The 15,040-nt window shown below is 73.9% G+C and carries 12 protein-coding genes; 6 read left to right on the top strand and 6 right to left on the bottom strand.

Annotation, left to right across the window (positions count from 1 at the left end):
• Window positions 1-307 precede the first annotated feature (307 nt).
• Complete coding sequence (aceE, locus tag ACIPXM_RS11055; protein WP_401654353.1) at window positions 308-3,019, top strand: pyruvate dehydrogenase (acetyl-transferring), homodimeric type; 2,712 nt, start codon at window positions 308-310, stop codon at window positions 3,017-3,019.
• A gap of 142 nt (window positions 3,020-3,161) precedes the next feature.
• Here the strand turns inward: aceE and ACIPXM_RS11060 are convergent, their stop codons facing one another.
• Window positions 3,162-4,664, bottom strand: a complete 1,503-nt coding sequence (locus tag ACIPXM_RS11060) for a protein kinase (RefSeq protein WP_401654355.1) — start codon at window positions 4,662-4,664, stop codon at window positions 3,162-3,164.
• A 60-nt stretch (window positions 4,665-4,724) separates the two neighbouring features.
• On the opposite strand from ACIPXM_RS11060, the gene ACIPXM_RS11065 reads away from it, so the two are divergent.
• The gene (locus ACIPXM_RS11065; RefSeq protein WP_401654357.1) at window positions 4,725-5,687 is read left to right on the top strand and encodes a helix-turn-helix transcriptional regulator; all 963 of its coding nucleotides are present in this window, start codon (window positions 4,725-4,727) and stop codon (window positions 5,685-5,687) included.
• A gap of 299 nt (window positions 5,688-5,986) precedes the next feature.
• On the opposite strand, the gene ACIPXM_RS11070 is transcribed toward ACIPXM_RS11065, so the two are convergent.
• The gene (locus ACIPXM_RS11070; protein WP_401654359.1) at window positions 5,987-6,952 is read right to left on the bottom strand and encodes an SDR family oxidoreductase; all 966 of its coding nucleotides are present in this window, start codon (window positions 6,950-6,952) and stop codon (window positions 5,987-5,989) included.
• Window positions 6,953-7,051: 99 nt separating this feature from the next.
• Between ACIPXM_RS11070 and ACIPXM_RS11075 the strand changes: the two genes are divergently transcribed.
• On the top strand, window positions 7,052-7,573 hold the full coding sequence (locus ACIPXM_RS11075; protein WP_401654796.1) for a DUF4240 domain-containing protein: 522 nt from the start codon (window positions 7,052-7,054) through the stop codon (window positions 7,571-7,573).
• A 67-nt stretch (window positions 7,574-7,640) separates the two neighbouring features.
• Here ACIPXM_RS11075 and ACIPXM_RS11080 read toward each other — a convergent pair whose 3' ends face one another.
• Together ACIPXM_RS11080 and ACIPXM_RS11085 are read right to left on the bottom strand one after the other, a co-directional pair.
• Window positions 7,641-8,504: an SDR family NAD(P)-dependent oxidoreductase gene (locus ACIPXM_RS11080; protein WP_401654361.1), complete on the bottom strand. Its 864-nt coding sequence runs from the start codon at window positions 8,502-8,504 to the stop codon at window positions 7,641-7,643.
• Window positions 8,504-9,298 carry an SDR family NAD(P)-dependent oxidoreductase gene (locus tag ACIPXM_RS11085; RefSeq protein ID WP_401654363.1) on the bottom strand — a complete coding sequence of 265 codons (795 nt, stop codon included), beginning with the start codon at window positions 9,296-9,298 and terminating at the stop codon, window positions 8,504-8,506. The genes ACIPXM_RS11080 and ACIPXM_RS11085 overlap by 1 nt, the downstream gene beginning before the upstream one ends.
• An 80-nt stretch (window positions 9,299-9,378) precedes the next feature.
• Between ACIPXM_RS11085 and ACIPXM_RS11090 the strand changes: the two genes are divergently transcribed.
• Window positions 9,379-10,080, top strand: coding sequence for a TetR/AcrR family transcriptional regulator (locus ACIPXM_RS11090; protein ID WP_401654366.1), 702 nt, complete (start codon window positions 9,379-9,381; stop codon window positions 10,078-10,080).
• A gap of 61 nt (window positions 10,081-10,141) precedes the next feature.
• On the opposite strand, the gene ACIPXM_RS11095 is transcribed toward ACIPXM_RS11090, so the two are convergent.
• The gene (locus ACIPXM_RS11095; RefSeq protein ID WP_401654368.1) at window positions 10,142-10,696 is read right to left on the bottom strand and encodes a GNAT family N-acetyltransferase; all 555 of its coding nucleotides are present in this window, start codon (window positions 10,694-10,696) and stop codon (window positions 10,142-10,144) included.
• A 47-nt stretch (window positions 10,697-10,743) separates the two neighbouring features.
• Here ACIPXM_RS11095 and ACIPXM_RS11100 point away from each other — a divergent pair, with 47 nt between their 5' ends.
• Both ACIPXM_RS11100 and ACIPXM_RS11105 read left to right on the top strand, forming a co-directional pair.
• Window positions 10,744-11,664: a TIGR01777 family oxidoreductase gene (locus ACIPXM_RS11100; protein ID WP_401654370.1), complete on the top strand. Its 921-nt coding sequence runs from the start codon at window positions 10,744-10,746 to the stop codon at window positions 11,662-11,664.
• Between the two features lie 312 nt (window positions 11,665-11,976).
• A complete protein-coding gene (locus ACIPXM_RS11105; protein ID WP_401654372.1) occupies window positions 11,977-13,344 on the top strand; it encodes a protoporphyrinogen/coproporphyrinogen oxidase in 1,368 nt (455 codons plus the stop codon).
• 29 nt (window positions 13,345-13,373) lie between these two features.
• Here ACIPXM_RS11105 and ACIPXM_RS11110 read toward each other — a convergent pair whose 3' ends face one another.
• Window positions 13,374-14,894 carry a regulator gene (locus ACIPXM_RS11110; RefSeq protein WP_401654374.1) on the bottom strand — a complete coding sequence of 507 codons (1,521 nt, stop codon included), beginning with the start codon at window positions 14,892-14,894 and terminating at the stop codon, window positions 13,374-13,376.
• Between the last annotated feature and the right edge of the window lie 146 nt (window positions 14,895-15,040).

Raw genomic sequence — 15,040 nt, forward strand, 5'->3', positions numbered from 1 at the left:
CGGCCTTGCGGGGCGAGGTTTCCGGGTGAGCGGGTCCGTTCGAACGGGCCCGCTCATTCGTGCGTACGGGGCCTCAGAACAGCGTCCGACCAGGGCGAATCCTTCGAAAACAAGGCACCCGGTGCCCATTTTCGCGGCACCCTGTGCCGACTTTGCCGTTCAGAGGGAGTTTTTCCCTTCAACACTTTGATCGATCATCGATCGTCGGCTTACAGTCTTCGGCGGGCCGTCACCCGGCCCGCCGCCCTGTCCTGCCAGACAAGGCCCCCTTTATCTCCACCCCCCTCCTGTCCGGAAGGCGGCGATCATGACCGATCCCGTAGGCAAGATTCCGAGCGAGCTCGACCAGCTCCCGGACCGTGACACCGAGGAGACCGCCGAATGGGCGGCCTCCCTCGACGCCGTCACCAAGGCCGCCGGCCCGCACCGGGCCGCCTACCTGATGCGCCGCACGCTCCAGCACGCCGAGGGCGCCGGACTCGTCCTGCCCAAGCTGCTGGAGACGGACTACCTCAACACCATCCCCACCTCCGCCGAGCCCGTCATCGACGGCGACGAGGAGATGGAGCGCAGGATCACCGCGTGGAACCGCTGGAACGCGGCCGCGATGGTCACCCGCGGCTCCAAGCACGGGGTCGGCGGCCACATCGCCACCTTCGCGTCGGCGGCCTGGCTCTACGAGACCGGCTTCAACCACTTCTTCAAGGGCAAGGAGTCGGGCGCCGCCGAGGGCTCCGGCGACCAGCTCTACATCCAGGGCCACGCCTCCCCCGGCATCTACGCCCGCGCCTTCCTCGACGGCCGCCTCACCGAGGCGCAGCTCGACCACTTCCGCCAGGAGTCCGGCGGCGACGGCCTGCCGTCCTACCCGCACCCGCGCCGGCTGCCCTGGCTGTGGGAGTTCCCCACCGTCTCCATGGGCCTCGGCCCGCTCTCCGCGATCTACCAGGCGCGGTTCAACCGCTACCTGACCAACCGCGGCATCAAGGACGTCTCCTCCTCGCACGTGTGGGCGTTCCTCGGTGACGGCGAGATGGACGAGCCCGAGTCGACCGCGGCACTCGCCCTGGCGGCCCGCGAGGGCCTGGACAACCTGACCTTCGTCATCAACTGCAACCTGCAGCGCCTCGACGGTCCGGTCCGCGCCAACTTCAAGATCGTGCAGGAGCTGGAGGCCCAGTTCCGCGGCGCCGGCTGGAACGTCGTCAAGAGCCTGTGGGGCAACGCCTGGGACGAGCTGTTCGCGCTCGACACCACCGGCGCCCTGGTCCGCCGCCTCCGCGAGGTGCCGGACGCGCAGGTCCAGACGTACCAGACCCGCGACGCCGCCTACATCCGCCAGGACTTCTTCGGCAAGGACCCGGCGCTCGTCGCGATGGGGCAGCTGCTCTCCGACGACAAGATCCTGGAGTGCTTCCACCTGTCGCGCGGTGGCCACGAGCCGCGCAAGGTCTACGCCGCCTACAAGGCCGCCCTGGAGTTCAAGGGCGCGCCGACGGTGATCCTGGCGCAGACCGTGAAGGGCTTCACCCTGGGCGAGGGCTTCGCGTCGAAGAACGCGAACCACCAGATGAAGAAGCTCACCACCGACGAGTTCAAGAACATGCGGGACCTGCTGGAGCTGCCGATCTCGGACGCGCAGTTCGTCGACGGCCAGGTGCCCTACGGCCACCCGGGCGCCGATGCCCCCGAGGTCCGCTACCTGCAGGAGCGCCGCGCGGCCCTCGGCGGCCCCGCCCCGGCCCGCCGGGTGCACCCGCTGGCGCCGCTCCCGGCCCCGGCCGACAAGGCGTTCGCCGCGTTCGACAAGGGCTCCGGCTCGCAGTCGATCGCCACCACGATGGCGTTCGTGCGGCTGGTGAAGGACCTGGTACGGGACAAGGAGACCGGCAAGCGCTGGGTGCCGATCGTCCCCGACGAGGCCCGCACCTTCGGCATGGAGTCGCTGTTCCCGTCGCTCGGCATCTACTCGCCGAAGGGCCAGACGTACGAGCCGGTCGACCGCGACCAGCTGATGTACTACAAGGAAGCCGTCAACGGGCAGATCCTGAACGAGGGCATCACCGAGGCCGGTTCGATGGCCGACTTCATCGCCGCCTCCACGTCGTACGCGACGCACGGCGAGGCGATGATCCCGTTCTACATCTTCTACTCGATGTTCGGCTGGCAGCGCACCGCCGACCAGATGTGGCAGCTCGGCGACCAGCTCGGCCGCGGCTTCCTGGTCGGTGCCACCGCCGGACGCACCACGCTGACCGGTGAGGGCCTGCAGCACGCCGACGGTCACTCGCCGGTCATCGCGGCCACCAACCCGGCCGCCCTGACGTACGACCCGGCGTTCGCGTACGAGGTCGCGGCGATCGTCAAGGAGGGTCTGCGCCGGATGTACGGCGAGGCCGCCGCGGACGAGGACCAGAACGTCTTCTACTACCTGACGGTCTACAACGAGCCGATGCCGCAGCCGGCCAAGCCGGGCCACGCGGGCGTCGACGAGGGCATCGTCAAGGGCCTCTACCGCTTCAACACAGCCGAGTCGGCCGGTCTGGAACTGCCCGCGAACGCCTCGCGGATCCAGCTGCTCGCCTCCGGCACGGCCATCCACTGGGCCCTGGAGGCGCAGCGGGTGCTCGCCGCCGAGTGGGGCGTGGCCGCCGACGTGTGGTCCGCCACCTCGTGGACCGAGCTGCGCCGGGACGCCCTGGACGCCGACGCGGCGCTGCTGCGCGGCGAGGAGCGGGTGCCGTTCGTCCGCAAGGCCCTGGAGGGTGTGGACTCGCCGGTGCTGGCGGTGTCCGACTACATGCGCCAGGTCCCGGACCAGATCGCGCAGTGGATCGAGCAGGACTACACCTCGCTGGGCGCCGACGGCTTCGGCCTGTCGGACACCCGCGCGGCGGCCCGCCGCCACTTCGGTGTCGACGCGCAGTCGATCGTGGTCGCGGCACTCGCGCAGCTCGCCCGCCGCGGCGAGGTGCAGGCGACCTCGGTCAAGGAGGCGCGGGAGCGCTACGGCCTGTAAGGCCGGCCCCTGGCCACCCGGCCGCTCGCGTGACCGAAGGGCCGTTCCTCCCGGTGGGAGGGGCGGCCCTTCGGCGTGTACGGGGCGGGGCCTTCGCGGTGTACGGGGCGGGCACGAGCACCGGTACGGGCCGGGGCCGGGGCTACTGCTGGGACGGGATCTCCGGGCGGTCGGGGAGGCCGGGCCGCCCGGGGGCCACCGGGTCCGCGGGGCCCGCGGCGGAGAGCGCGTTGCCGAGTGCGGTCAACTGGCCGAGGATCCGGACGCGTTGTTCGCCGAGGACGTCCACCGGCTGGTACCGGCTGTCGGCCAGGATCGCGTCGATCTCGGCGCGCACCCGGGCCAGGTCGGTCAGCCCGCCGGTCGAGCGGGCCCGGGCCGCGGCCTCGATCTCCTCGGCGAGGAGCTGGGCGTCCGCGACGGTCTTGCGGGCCCGGCGCTCGGCGTCCCCGCGCAGCTTCTCGGCCTCCAGGCGCAGTTGCTCGGCCCGGTGCTCGATCTCGGCGAGCCGCTTCTCCGCCTTCGCCTGGCGTTCGGTCAGGTCCCGTTCGGCCTGCTCGCGGCGGCGTGCCAGGGTGGTCTCGAACTCCTTGGCGGCCTGGGCCGCCCTGTCCCGGGTCTCCTCCCAGATCTTCTCGGCCTCGGCGCGGCTCGTCTCGGCGTGCTTCAGCGCCACCACGCGGATCTTGGCGATGTCCTGCTCGGCCTCCTGGCGCAGGGCGGCGATCTCGGCGGTCGCCGCCGCGCGGAGGGCCGCCGCGTCTGGGACGTCGGGTGCGGGTGCCGCCGGGACCGCCGGGGCGCCGGTGAACGGGGCGAGCAGGCTCAGCGTCTCGGCCGCCGTGGCGGGCCGGGCGGCGGGGTCCCGGGCGAGCAGTCTCATCACCAGCTCGCCGAGGTCTCCGGGGACGCCGGGGTCGAGGTGGTGCGGCGGCACGACCTCGCCGTTCATCTTCTGGTGGACCAGGCCCAGCAGGTTGTCGGCGGTGAACGGGGCCCGGCCGGTGAGCGTGAAGTAGAGCAGACAGCCCAGCGAGTACAGGTCGGTGCGGTGGTCGACGTCGCGCTCGCCGCGGGCCTGTTCGGGCGACATGTAGAGCAGGGTGCCGATGGCGACGCCGGTGCCGGTCAGGCCGCCGACCTGGAGGGTGTCGCCGAGGAACTTGGCGATGCCGAAGTCGAGCACCTTCAGCTCGCCGTCGTCGGTGAACATCACGTTGTCCGGCTTGATGTCGCGGTGGACGATCCGGCGCCGGTGCGCCGCGTCCAGGGCGGCGGCGACCTGCCGTGCCCAGTCGGCGGCCGTCCGCCAGTCGGGCCGCCGCTGGTGGACGGCCTCGCCGAGGGTGCGGCCGGACAGCCGCTCCATCACCATGTAGAGCGCCCGCTCGCCGTCCAGGTCGGCGTAGCCCCAGTCGTGGGCGATGACGGTATGGCGGCCGGGCAGACCGGCCACCGAGTGGATCTCGCGGCGGAACCGCAGGAAGGTCTCGTCCTCGCCCATCCGCGGCAGTGCCGTGACGAGTTTGACGGCCACGTCACGCTGCCTCCTGCGGTCGTTCGCGCTCCACACCTGCCCCATGCCGCCCCGGCCGAGCGGCTCCTGAAGCTCGTACCGCCCGTCCAGTACTGTCCCCCGCCGCATCGCGCTCCCCTGTGCTCGGTCCGGTCCCCAGGGCCCCAGTATCGGTGGCAGCCTTGCCTCATGCGTGCCGCCCGCCTGATCAGACTGGTCCTCCTGTTGCAGTCCCGTCCCTCGATGACCGCCGCCGAGCTGGCGGCGGAGCTCGAGGTGTCCGAACGGACCATCACCCGGGACGCGCTGGCCCTGTCGGAGGCCGGGGTCCCGGTCTACGCGGACCGGGGGCGGGCGGGCGGCTACCGGCTGGTGGGCGGCTACCGGACCCGGCTGACCGGGCTCGCCCGGGGCGAGGTGGAGGCACTGTTCCTGTCCGGGCTGCCCGGGGCGCTGCGCGAGATGGGGCTGGCCGACGCGGCGTCGGCGGCGCGCCTGAAGGTGTCGGCGGCGCTGCTGCCGTCACTCAGGGACGCGCCGGAGGCGGCGGGGCGGCGGTTCCACCTGGACGCGCCCGCCTGGTTCCAGGAACCGCCGACGCCGGAGCTGCTGGCGCCGGTCGCGGACGCGGTGTGGGGCGACCTGCCGGTGCGGGCCGTCTACCGGCGCGGGGAGCGGACCGTGACGCGGGACCTGGAGCCGTACGGGCTCGTCATGAAGGCGGGCGTCTGGTACGTGTGCGCCCGTTCCGGATCCTCGTACCGCACCTATCGGGTGGACCGGTTCACCGAGGTCACGGTGGGCGAGGAGCCGTTCGAGCGGGATCCGGACTTCGAGCTCGCGGCGTTCTGGACCGCGCGCTCTGCCGAGTTCGCCCGCTCGCTGCTGCGGGCCGAGGTGGTGCTGCGGCTCACCGGGGAGGGTGCGCGGCGGCTGCCGTACGTGACGGACCGGGCCGCCGCGCACGAGGCGGTGGCGGCCGGGACGCCGGAGCCGGACGGGCGGCTGCGGGTGGTGCTGCCGGTGGAGAGCGAGGAGGTGGCCTTCGGGCAGCTCCTGGGTCTCGGCCCGGAGGCGGAGGTGCTGGCCCCGGCCGCGCTGCGCGAGCGGTTCGCGGCGGCGGCCAGGGCGCTGGCGGGCCGCTACGCCTGAGGCCCGGGGATCCAAGAGCCCGGATCCAAGAGCCATGAGCTTGGATCCGGGATTCTGGATCCGGGATTCTGGATCCGAGAGCTTGGATCCGGGATTCTGGATCCGGGATTCTGGATCCGAGAGCCTGGATCCGAGAGCCTGGATCCGAGAGCCTGGATCCGAGAGCCTGGATCCGAGAGCCTGGATCCGAGAGCCTGGATCCGAGATTCTGGATCCGAGAGCCTGGATCCGAGAGCCTGGATTCTGGATCCAGGCGGGACCCGGACCCGGACCCGGACCCGGACCCTCCCCGGTACCGGTCAGCGGAAGTCGTCGGGCGAGACCTCCGGGTCGGTCTCCTTCGCCACCAGGAACGCCCAGCAGTCCGGCCGGGAGCCGTCCGCGTCGGTGAAACCGTACTCCTTGGCCAGGGTGCCGCTGTCGAGGGACGCGCCGTTCCAGCGGGCGCGGTCCGGGTCGGCGGCGAGCGCGGCGACGGCGCGGCCGACGAGCACCGGGGACTCGGAGATGCCGAAGTCGGGGAGGTCCTTGGTGGCGTCCCGCCAGTTCGCCTCGGTGACGCCGAAATGGCCGAGCATCTGCTCGCTGCGCAGCCAGCCGGGGGTGACGCAGACGGCGGTGCCGCCGGAGTCGGCGAGTTCCTTCGCGAGGCCGAAGGCCATCCGTACGGGCGCGTTCTTGGCGAGGTCGTAGAAGAGGTTCTCCCGGTAGTGGACGCTGTTGTACGCCCGGGTGCCGTCGGTGACCTCGACGACCAGGCCCCCGGGGTGGCGGGTGAGCAGCGGCAGCGCGGTGTGGGTGGTGACGAGGTGGGTCTTCACGCCGAGTTCGAGCATGCGCAGGCCGTCGGTGAGGCCGATCTCCCAGGTCTTCTTGCCGAAGGAGCCACCGATGAGGTGCTCACCGCCCCAGACGTCGTTGACGAGCACGTCGAGCCGGCCGCGCTCGCGGTCGATGCGGTCGACGAGGGCGCGGACCTGCTCGGGCTCCAGATGGTCGGTGGGCACGGCGATGCCCTCGCCGCCGGCCGCCGTGACCAGTTCGGCGGTCTCCTCGATGGTCTCGGTGGCGCGGCCGACCTCGCTGACCCGGGTGCGGGTGGTGCGTCCGGTGACGTAGACGGTGGCACCGGCGGTGCCGAGCTGGACGGCCATGGCGCGGCCCGCGCCCCGGGTGGCTCCGGCGACCAGGGCGATCCGACCGGCGAGCGGGCGATCGGCCGGGGCCTGCGGGGCGGGGGTGGTGGGAGTGCTGGGAGTCGTCATGGATCCACCGTGACAGCAAAGTACGACATCTTCTGTCCGGATTGATTTCAGCCGATTCCGGGTGCAGCGCCCGTCGTGACCCACGATGCTTGTCCCGTGATGGACGAGACGGAGTTCTGGGAGATCATCGACTCCACCCGGGAGCGCGCCGAGGGCGACCCGGAGGAGCACGCCGACCTGCTCGTGGAACGGCTCAGCCAGCTCGACCCGGACTCCGTGCTGGACTTCGCCCGCCATTTCGAGGCCCGCTACAACCGCGCGTACAGCTGGGAGCTGTGGGGTGCGGCGGCGGTGCTGCTCGAAGGGGCGGGGGACGACTCCTTCGACTACTTCCGGTGCTGGCTGATCGGTCAGGGCCGGGAGGTGTTCGAGGGCGCGCTGCACGAGGCGGACGCGCTGGCGGAGCTCCTGGAGGACTTCGACGACGAGATCGACGGGGACGGCGAGGAGCTGGGCTTCGCGGCGGACGAGGCGTACGAACGGCTGACCGGGGCGGAGACGCCGGATCTGGGCATCCCGCCGCAGGGCGCGGAGCCGTTGGGCACCCCGTTCGACGTGGACGACGACGTGGTGCTCGCGGCCCGCTTCCCGCGGCTGTGGGCCCGGTTCGGCCCTGGCTGAGGACTGCGGAGGGGGTCGGACGCCAGGACCGGACCGGGCGCCGGGGGCCGGGAGCCGAGCGGCGGTGTCAGCCGCCGAGCTGGAGCTCGGGGTTGCGCCGTTCGAGGATCATGTCGGTGCGCGGCTGGAGGGCCGGGAACAGCTGCTCCGGCTGCGGGATCGCCCAGTACGCGCCTTCGGCGACCATCCGGAACACCCGCTCGGCGTGCTCCTCGGCGGTGAGCCCGTGTTCGTCGGCGAGCTTCTGCAGCTGCTCGTTGAACGCGGCGATCTCCGGGGGCGCGGTCTCGCCGGGGCGGGCCGCCTTGAAGATCTCGCTCTTGACCGAGCCGGGCGTCACCACGGACACCTGGACGGGCGCGCCCTTCATCAGCATCTCGTAGTGCAGCGACTCGCTGAGCGCGAGGACGCCGAACTTGGTGACGCTGTACGGGGCCATCAGCGGGCTCGGCAGCAGGCCGCCGACCGACGACACATTGACCACCCAGGACCGCTCGCCGCGTGCGGCGCGCTCCAGGAAGCGTGGCACGAAGGTGCGCAGGCCGTTGACGTAGCCGCCGATGTTGACCTTGAGCATGGCGTCCCAGCGCTCGGCGGGGATCTCCCAGGAGTAGCCCATGGCCATGATCCCGGCGTTGTTGACCAGCAGGTCGACGGTGCCGAAGCGGGTGTACGCGGTGTCGGCGAGGGCCTCGACGGAGGCGGGGTCGGCGACGTCGGTGACGACGGCCTCGACCTCGGCGCCGGTGGCCCGCAGTTCGTCGGCGAACGCGGCGAGGCGGTCGGCGGCGATGTCGGCGAGGACCAGCTTCATGCCGATCTCGGCGGCGTGCCGGGCGAGCCCGGCGCCGATCCCGGAGGAGGCGCCGGTGATCACGGCGACCCGGCCGCCGAAGACCTCGGCGGCGAGGGCGTGCTGCGGGGCGGCCATCAGAAGTGGGTCCCGCCGTCGATGCGGACCTCGGTGCCGGTGATGAAGCGGCCGTCGTCGGAGGCGAGCATCGCGACGACACCGGCGACGGTCTCGGGGCCCGCGAAGCCCTGGCCGAGGGCGGGGGCGAGCTTCATGAACAGCGACATGTCGGCGTCGGCGGGCAGGCCGGGGCCGGTCGACTGCTTGCTGGCGCCGGAGCCGTCGGTCATGCCGGAGGAGATGGAGCCGGGCTGCACGGCGGTGAAGCGGATGCCCTGCTTGGCGTACTCGGCGGCGAGCGCGTGGGTCATGGACTGGATGCCGCCCTTGCTGGCCGCGTAGGCCGCCATGTAGGGGTGGGCGAACAGCGCGGAGGTGGAGGAGAAGTTGACGACGGCGGAGCCGTTGCCCGCCAGGAGCGCCGGGATCGCCTCGCGGATCATCAGGAAGGTGCCGGTCAGGTTGATCCGGACGACCTGCTCGAAGGCGTCGAGGGTGGTCTCGTGGGTGTGCGAGGAGCGCAGGATGCCGGCCGCGTTGACCAGCACGTCGAGGCCTCCGAGCGCGGTGACGGCGGCGGCGACGCCCTCGCGTACGGAGGTCTCGTCGCCGATGTTCACGACGAGGGTGGTGAGGCGGTCGGCGGCGTCGCCGGCCTTGGCGACCGTGTCCTTGAGGCCGTCCTCGCTGATGTCGGCGGCGACGACGCGCCCGCCCTCGGCCAGCATGCGCAGGACGGTGGCCTGGCCGATGCCGGAGCCGCCGCCGGTGACGAGTGCGCGGCGTCCCTCGTAACGGGTCAGCTGGTTCATGACGACAACCTCTCGATCTCAAGATTTCCGAATCGGTTGCCACCGTACGCCCAAGTGGCACGTTTTGCCACACCTGCACGATGTGCACTCTTGGCAGTCGCGAGCGTACGCTGGGTGGGGTGAGCACCCAGCGCCCTTCCCCCGCCACCGGCCCGACCGCCACGCCGTCCCTGACGGAGCGCCGCAAGGCCGCCACCCAGCTCGACATCGCCCGGGCCGCGGCCGAACTGTTCACCGAACGCGGGCCCGACGACACCACGGCCGAGGACATCGCCGTCCGGGCCGGGGTCGCGCTGCGCACCTTCTACCGCTACTTCCGCTCCAAGCAGGACGCCGTCGCCCCGCTGCTCGCGGGCGGCGCCGACCGCTGGCGGGCCGCGCTGGCCGCGACCGCACCGGGCACCGCGCTGCCCGCCGCCCTGGAGCACTCGATCGCCGAGTCGCTCGCGGCGGCGGGCGCCGAGGCCGAGGAGGGCCTGCGCTGGACCCGCGGCCTGCTCCGGGCCGCCGCGCACGACCCGGCCCTGCGGGCCGTCTGGTACCGGGTCAACCAGGAGTCCGAGGACCGGCTCCGGGAGGTCGTCGCCACGCTCGCGGGCCCCGGCGCGGACCCCCTCGAACTGCGGCTCGCCGCGGCGGCGGCCACCGACGCCATCCGGATCGCCCTGGAGACCTGGTCGGAGACGGACGCGCCGCCGCACGGCCCCGGCTCGCCCGCGGAGCTCGCGGTGCGCTGCCTGCGGGAGCTGATGGGCGGGATGCGGCTGCTCGCGCGGGGGTGAGGGGCGCGGCGGGGCCGGGGCCGTACCGCCTTCGTACCGGGTCCGTACGGGGGCCTCGCGGTCAGACCGGGCGGCCCATCATGACGTCGTCCACGAACGCCCCGTCGAGCAGGAACTCCCCCGGCAGCACGCCCTCCACCACGAAGCCCTCGGACAGGTAGAGCGCCCGGGCCGGGGCGTTGTGGCCCAGCACCCGCAGGGTGAGCCGGCTGGCGCCCTGTTCGCGGGCGCGGTCCCGGGCGGCGCGCAGCAGCGCGCGGGCCACGCCCCGGCCGCGGGCGGCGTCGGCGACGGCCAGGCCCTGGATCTGCCGGACGTGGGCGTTGGCGGGCAGCGGCGTGGGCCTGGCGAGCCGGATGTAGCCGACGAGCGCGCCGGGGCAGGCCGCCACGCCGTCGGAACCGCCGGGGCCGACAGGACCGCCGGTCTCATCGGTCTCGACGGTCTCGGCGACCAGGTACTCGTGGGGCGGGTGCCGGTCGTCGAAGAAGCGCGCGTCGGGGCGCGGGCGGGGCTGCACCGCGTGCAGCCAGGACCAGGTGGCGTGGTCGAGCGAGGCGAGCGCGGGCTCGTCGGCCGACACCGCTTCGCGTATGCGGGTCTCGGGCACGATCATGCGGGGCACTGTGTCACACCCCGGCCCGCACCGGGCAGGATGGGCCCATGCAGCTCTCCCCGCACGCCTCGTCCCGCAAGCGCGTCGCAGTCACCGGCGCGTCCGGTCTGATCGGCTCCGCCCTGGTGCGGTCACTGCGCGCCGACGGCCATGAGGTGCTGCGCCTTGTGCGACGCCCGGCCGCGACCGCCGACGAGGTGGAATGGGACCCGGCCCGGCTCCACGTCGACACGGCCGGTCTGGTCGGGGTCGACGCGGTGGTCCACCTGGCGGGCGTGGGCGTCGGCGAACGGCGCTGGACCGAGGCGTTCAAGAAGGAGATCCGGGACAGCCGGGTGCTCGGCACCCGGGCGATCGCCGAGGCCGTCGCCTCGCTCGCCACCCCGCCGGAGGTCCTCGTCTGCGGCAGCGCCCTCGGCTACTACGGCGACACCGGCTCCCGCGCGGTCGACGAGAGCGCACCCGCGGGCGAGGGCTTCCTGCCGTCGGTGTGCGTGGACTGGGAGGCCGCGGCGGCGCCCGCCGAGGCGGCCGGGATCCGGGTGACGTACGGCAGGACCGGTCTGGTGGTGGCCCGCGAGGGCGGCGCCTGGGGACGGCTCTTCCCGCTGTTCCGGGCCGGACTCGGCGGCCGGATGGGCGACGGCCGCCAGTACTGGTCGTTCATCTCGCTGCACGACGAGGTGGCGGCGCTGCGGCACATGATGGACACCCCCGCGCTGTCCGGCCCGGTGAACCTGACCGGGCCCGAGCCGGTGACGAACCGTGAGGTGACGGCGGCGATGGGCCGGGTGCTGCACCGCCCCGCCGTCGTCCATGTGCCGGGCCCGGCGCTGCGGCTGGTGCTCGGGGAGTTCGCGCAGGACGTGCTCGGCAGTCAGCGGGTGCTGCCGGGGCGGCTGCTGGAGACCGGCTTCGACTTCGCGTTCCCGACGATCGACGAGGCGGTACGGGCCGCCGCCCACTGAGCCGCCCCCCCCCCTGAGCCGCCCCACCGAGCCGCCCCACCGAGCCGCCCGAGCGGCCGTACCGCCCGGCTGTCCACCCGTACCGGCCACGCGCCACCCATCCGGCCGTTCGTTCGTCCCGTGTTCACGCGCCGTCGGGCGGGACACGGGTCCGCCCGCCACCCCGCCGTGCTCCCCCGTGCTGCGTGCACCCCGTCGCGCGCGGCTCCCCACCGCCCGCGCGCTGCCTAGTCTCGTTGCGAACTAGGGCATTCCGGAGGCCGGTTGGGGGCATAGGCACCCCACAAGCCGGGCCGACCTGGGGAGGGGCACGTGCTCAACAACGCGGACGTCGTCGTCGTGGGAGCCGGGATCGCCGGACTCGCGACCGCTCATCGGCTGACCGAGGCCGGGCTCTCGGTCACCGTCCTGGAGGCCGCGCCGCAGGTCGGCGGCCGGCTGACGACCGACATCGTCGACGGCTTCCGGCTCGACCGGGTCGGGCCGCTGTTCACCAGCCCGGAGGTCGCCGGGGTGCCGGTGCGCCCGTTCGCCCCGGGCGTCCTGGTGCACAGCGACGGCCGGTACGCCCGCTGGGGCGCGCCGCACACCCCGTGGGGCGGCGCGGGCCTCCGGGGCCTGGGGGCCCGCGGCGGCCAGGGCGGGCTGGGAGGGCTGGGAGGCCGGGGTGGTCTCGGGGGCCTCGGAGGCTTGGGGGGCGCACGGGGCATGGCACGCGCCCTCGCGGGCGCCCCGCGAAATCCGGCCGTCTCGCTGGATCAGGCCCGGCTCGGCGCCTCGCTGGTCCGGCTGGCCACCACGCCCACCCAGCGGCTGCTGACCCGCACCGAGCGGACGGCGCGCGAGGCCCTCTCGGCCCGGCTGCCCGCCCGTACGGTGCAGGGGGTGCTGCGTCCGCTGCTCGCCGCGCTGCTCGGCGACCCGGACCTGAGCACGTCGAGCCGCCGTGCGGACCTGGCGCTCCGGTCCTTCGCGCGGGGCAGGCTGGGCGTCCCCGAGGGCGGTTCGGGCGCGCTGGTGGAGCGGCTCGCGGCGGCGCTGCCCGCGGGCTCGGTGCGTACCGGCGTACGGGTCGTGGAGGCGTCGATCTCACGGGTGACGACCGCCGAGCACGGGGTGTTCGGCTGTCGGTCGGTGGTGGTGGCGACCGGCGGGCGGACGGCGGCCGAGCTGCTGCCGGGTCTGCGGGTGCCGGAGCACCACGCGGTGACGGTGCTCCACCACACCGCGCCGGTCGCGCCCGCCGCCGATCCGGTGCTGCTCCTGGAGTCGGACCCCGGTGGTCCGGTGGCGCACACGGCGGTGCTGAGCGCGGTGGACCCGGCGCGGGCGCCGGGCGGCCGGACGCTGATCACCTCGACGGTCCTCGGGCCGCCGCCGGACGACGCCGACCGGCGGGTGCGCAAGCACCTGGCGACGCTGTACGGGGTGTCGACGGACGACTGGGAGCTGCTGGCGCTGCGGCACACGCCGGACGCGTTCCCGGTGATGCGGCCGCCGTTCGACCCGGAGCGGCCGGTGCGGGTGCTGTCCGGGCTCTATGTGTGCGGTGACCACCGGGCGACCGGCACCCCGTTCGGCGCGCTGACCTCGGCCGGGCGGGCCGCCGCCGCGCTCCTTGCCGATCTGGGGATCCGCCCGGCGGCGGCCGGGGAGCCGGGCGCGGCGCGGGCGGCGTAGCGCGCGGCCCGGGTCCCTGGCGGGGCGGGTCAGCCGAGGGCGGCGACCCGGTCGCGGTAGGTGCGGACGGCGGGGGCGTCCCGGTAGGGCTCCAGGCGGCGTTCGAAGTCCCTGACGTACTCGACCGCGCGGGCCGACCGCATCTCGGACGCCTGCTGGGCGGCTTCGGCGCCGAGGGCGCACGCCTGGTCGAGTTCGCCGAGGGCGAGCCGCGCGGAGGCGAGGACGATCCGGCAGAACAGCCGGCTGCGGGCGTAGCCGGGCGCCCGCAGCTGGAGGGCGCGCTCGGCGTGCTGGGCGGCGGCCCGGTACTGCTGGAGGTCGCGGTGGCAGTGCCCGAACTCGTCGGCGAGCTGGGCCTCGTCGAAGGCCCGCGCCCAGTACGGCACCTCGTCGCCGGGCCGGGCGGCCTCCAGGGCCCGTTCGGCGCGGGCGAGGGCGCCGCCGCAGGCCCGGGACTCGCCGAGGACGGCGTGGCCGCGGGCCTCGACGGAGTGCAGCAGCGCCTGTACGACGGGCGGGGCGGCGGCGCCGACGCCCTGCTGGGCGACCCGGGCGAGCTGGACGGCCTCGCGGCCGTGGCCGAGGTAGACGGCCTGGTGGCTCATGGTGATGAGGACGTACGAGCCGTAGGCCCGGTCCCCGGCGGCCTGGGCGAGCCGCAGCGCCTGCACGAAGTAGCGCTGGGCGAGGCCGTGGGCGGCGATGTCGTACGAGGTCCACCCGGCGAGCCGGGTGAGGTCGGCGGCGGCGCCGAACAGGCGGCGGCCGACGCTCTCGCCGTACGTGCCGCGGAGCATCGGCTCGGCCTCGTGCTCCAGGTAGCGGACCAGGGCCTGGCGGGCGTGGCCGCCGCCGTAGGCGTGGTCGAGGGTGCGGAAGAGTTCGGCGACGGAGCGCAGGGCCGCGATGTCGCCGCCGGAGACCCGCTGGCCGGGACCCCGGTCGGTGCCGCGCTGGCGGGGCACCGAGAACCGGCCCTGGACCGGCACCCGGGGATCGGCGCCGCCGAATCCGGCCCCGAGCCCCGCGCCGATGCCCGCCGCGAGACCCGCGCCGGGTGCCTTGGGGCCGAGCGGCGGGGCGCCGGGCTCGCCGCGGGCCACCCGCTCGTCGGCCCGGCCGATCAGCCAGTCCCGGCTGGGCACGACGAGCCCGGCCGGGGTGAAGGCGATCTTGCGCAGCTCGGCGTGGCTGCCGGAGTCCTTGCGCCACAGCCCGCTGACGATGTCGACGGCCTCCTCGGGGGTGGCGGCGAACTCCAGGCCCGCGTAGACCGGCGCGCACGCGTCGAGCCCGAGGTCCTGCGCGGAGAGCCGTCGTCCGAGCCGCCGGGTGAACACCTCGGCGATCAGCGCGGGTGTGGTGCCCCGCGGCTGCTGGCCGCGCAGCCACCGGGTCACCGAGGTCTTGTCGTACCGCAGGTCGAGACCGTGCTCGAGGCCGAGCTGGTCCACCCGTCTGGCCAGCCCCGCGTTCGAGAACCCGGCTTCCGCGATGAGCGCGGCGAGCTGGCGGTTCGGGATGCGCTGCGAGGGTCGTTCCGTCATCAGCTGTGCGGTCTCCTGCCTTCCGGGCCCGGGGTGACAGCCCGTCATGGACCCTCCTGGCCCTCATGGAACGGCGTGAATTTAGCGGCAGTCATCGCCCATACCGCCACCTTCGCCCCACATTCATCCGATCGTGTGAGAAACCG

This window comes from Streptomyces sp. NPDC090025 (assembly GCF_044748125.1).
Taxonomy (GTDB): domain Bacteria; phylum Actinomycetota; class Actinomycetes; order Streptomycetales; family Streptomycetaceae; genus Streptomyces.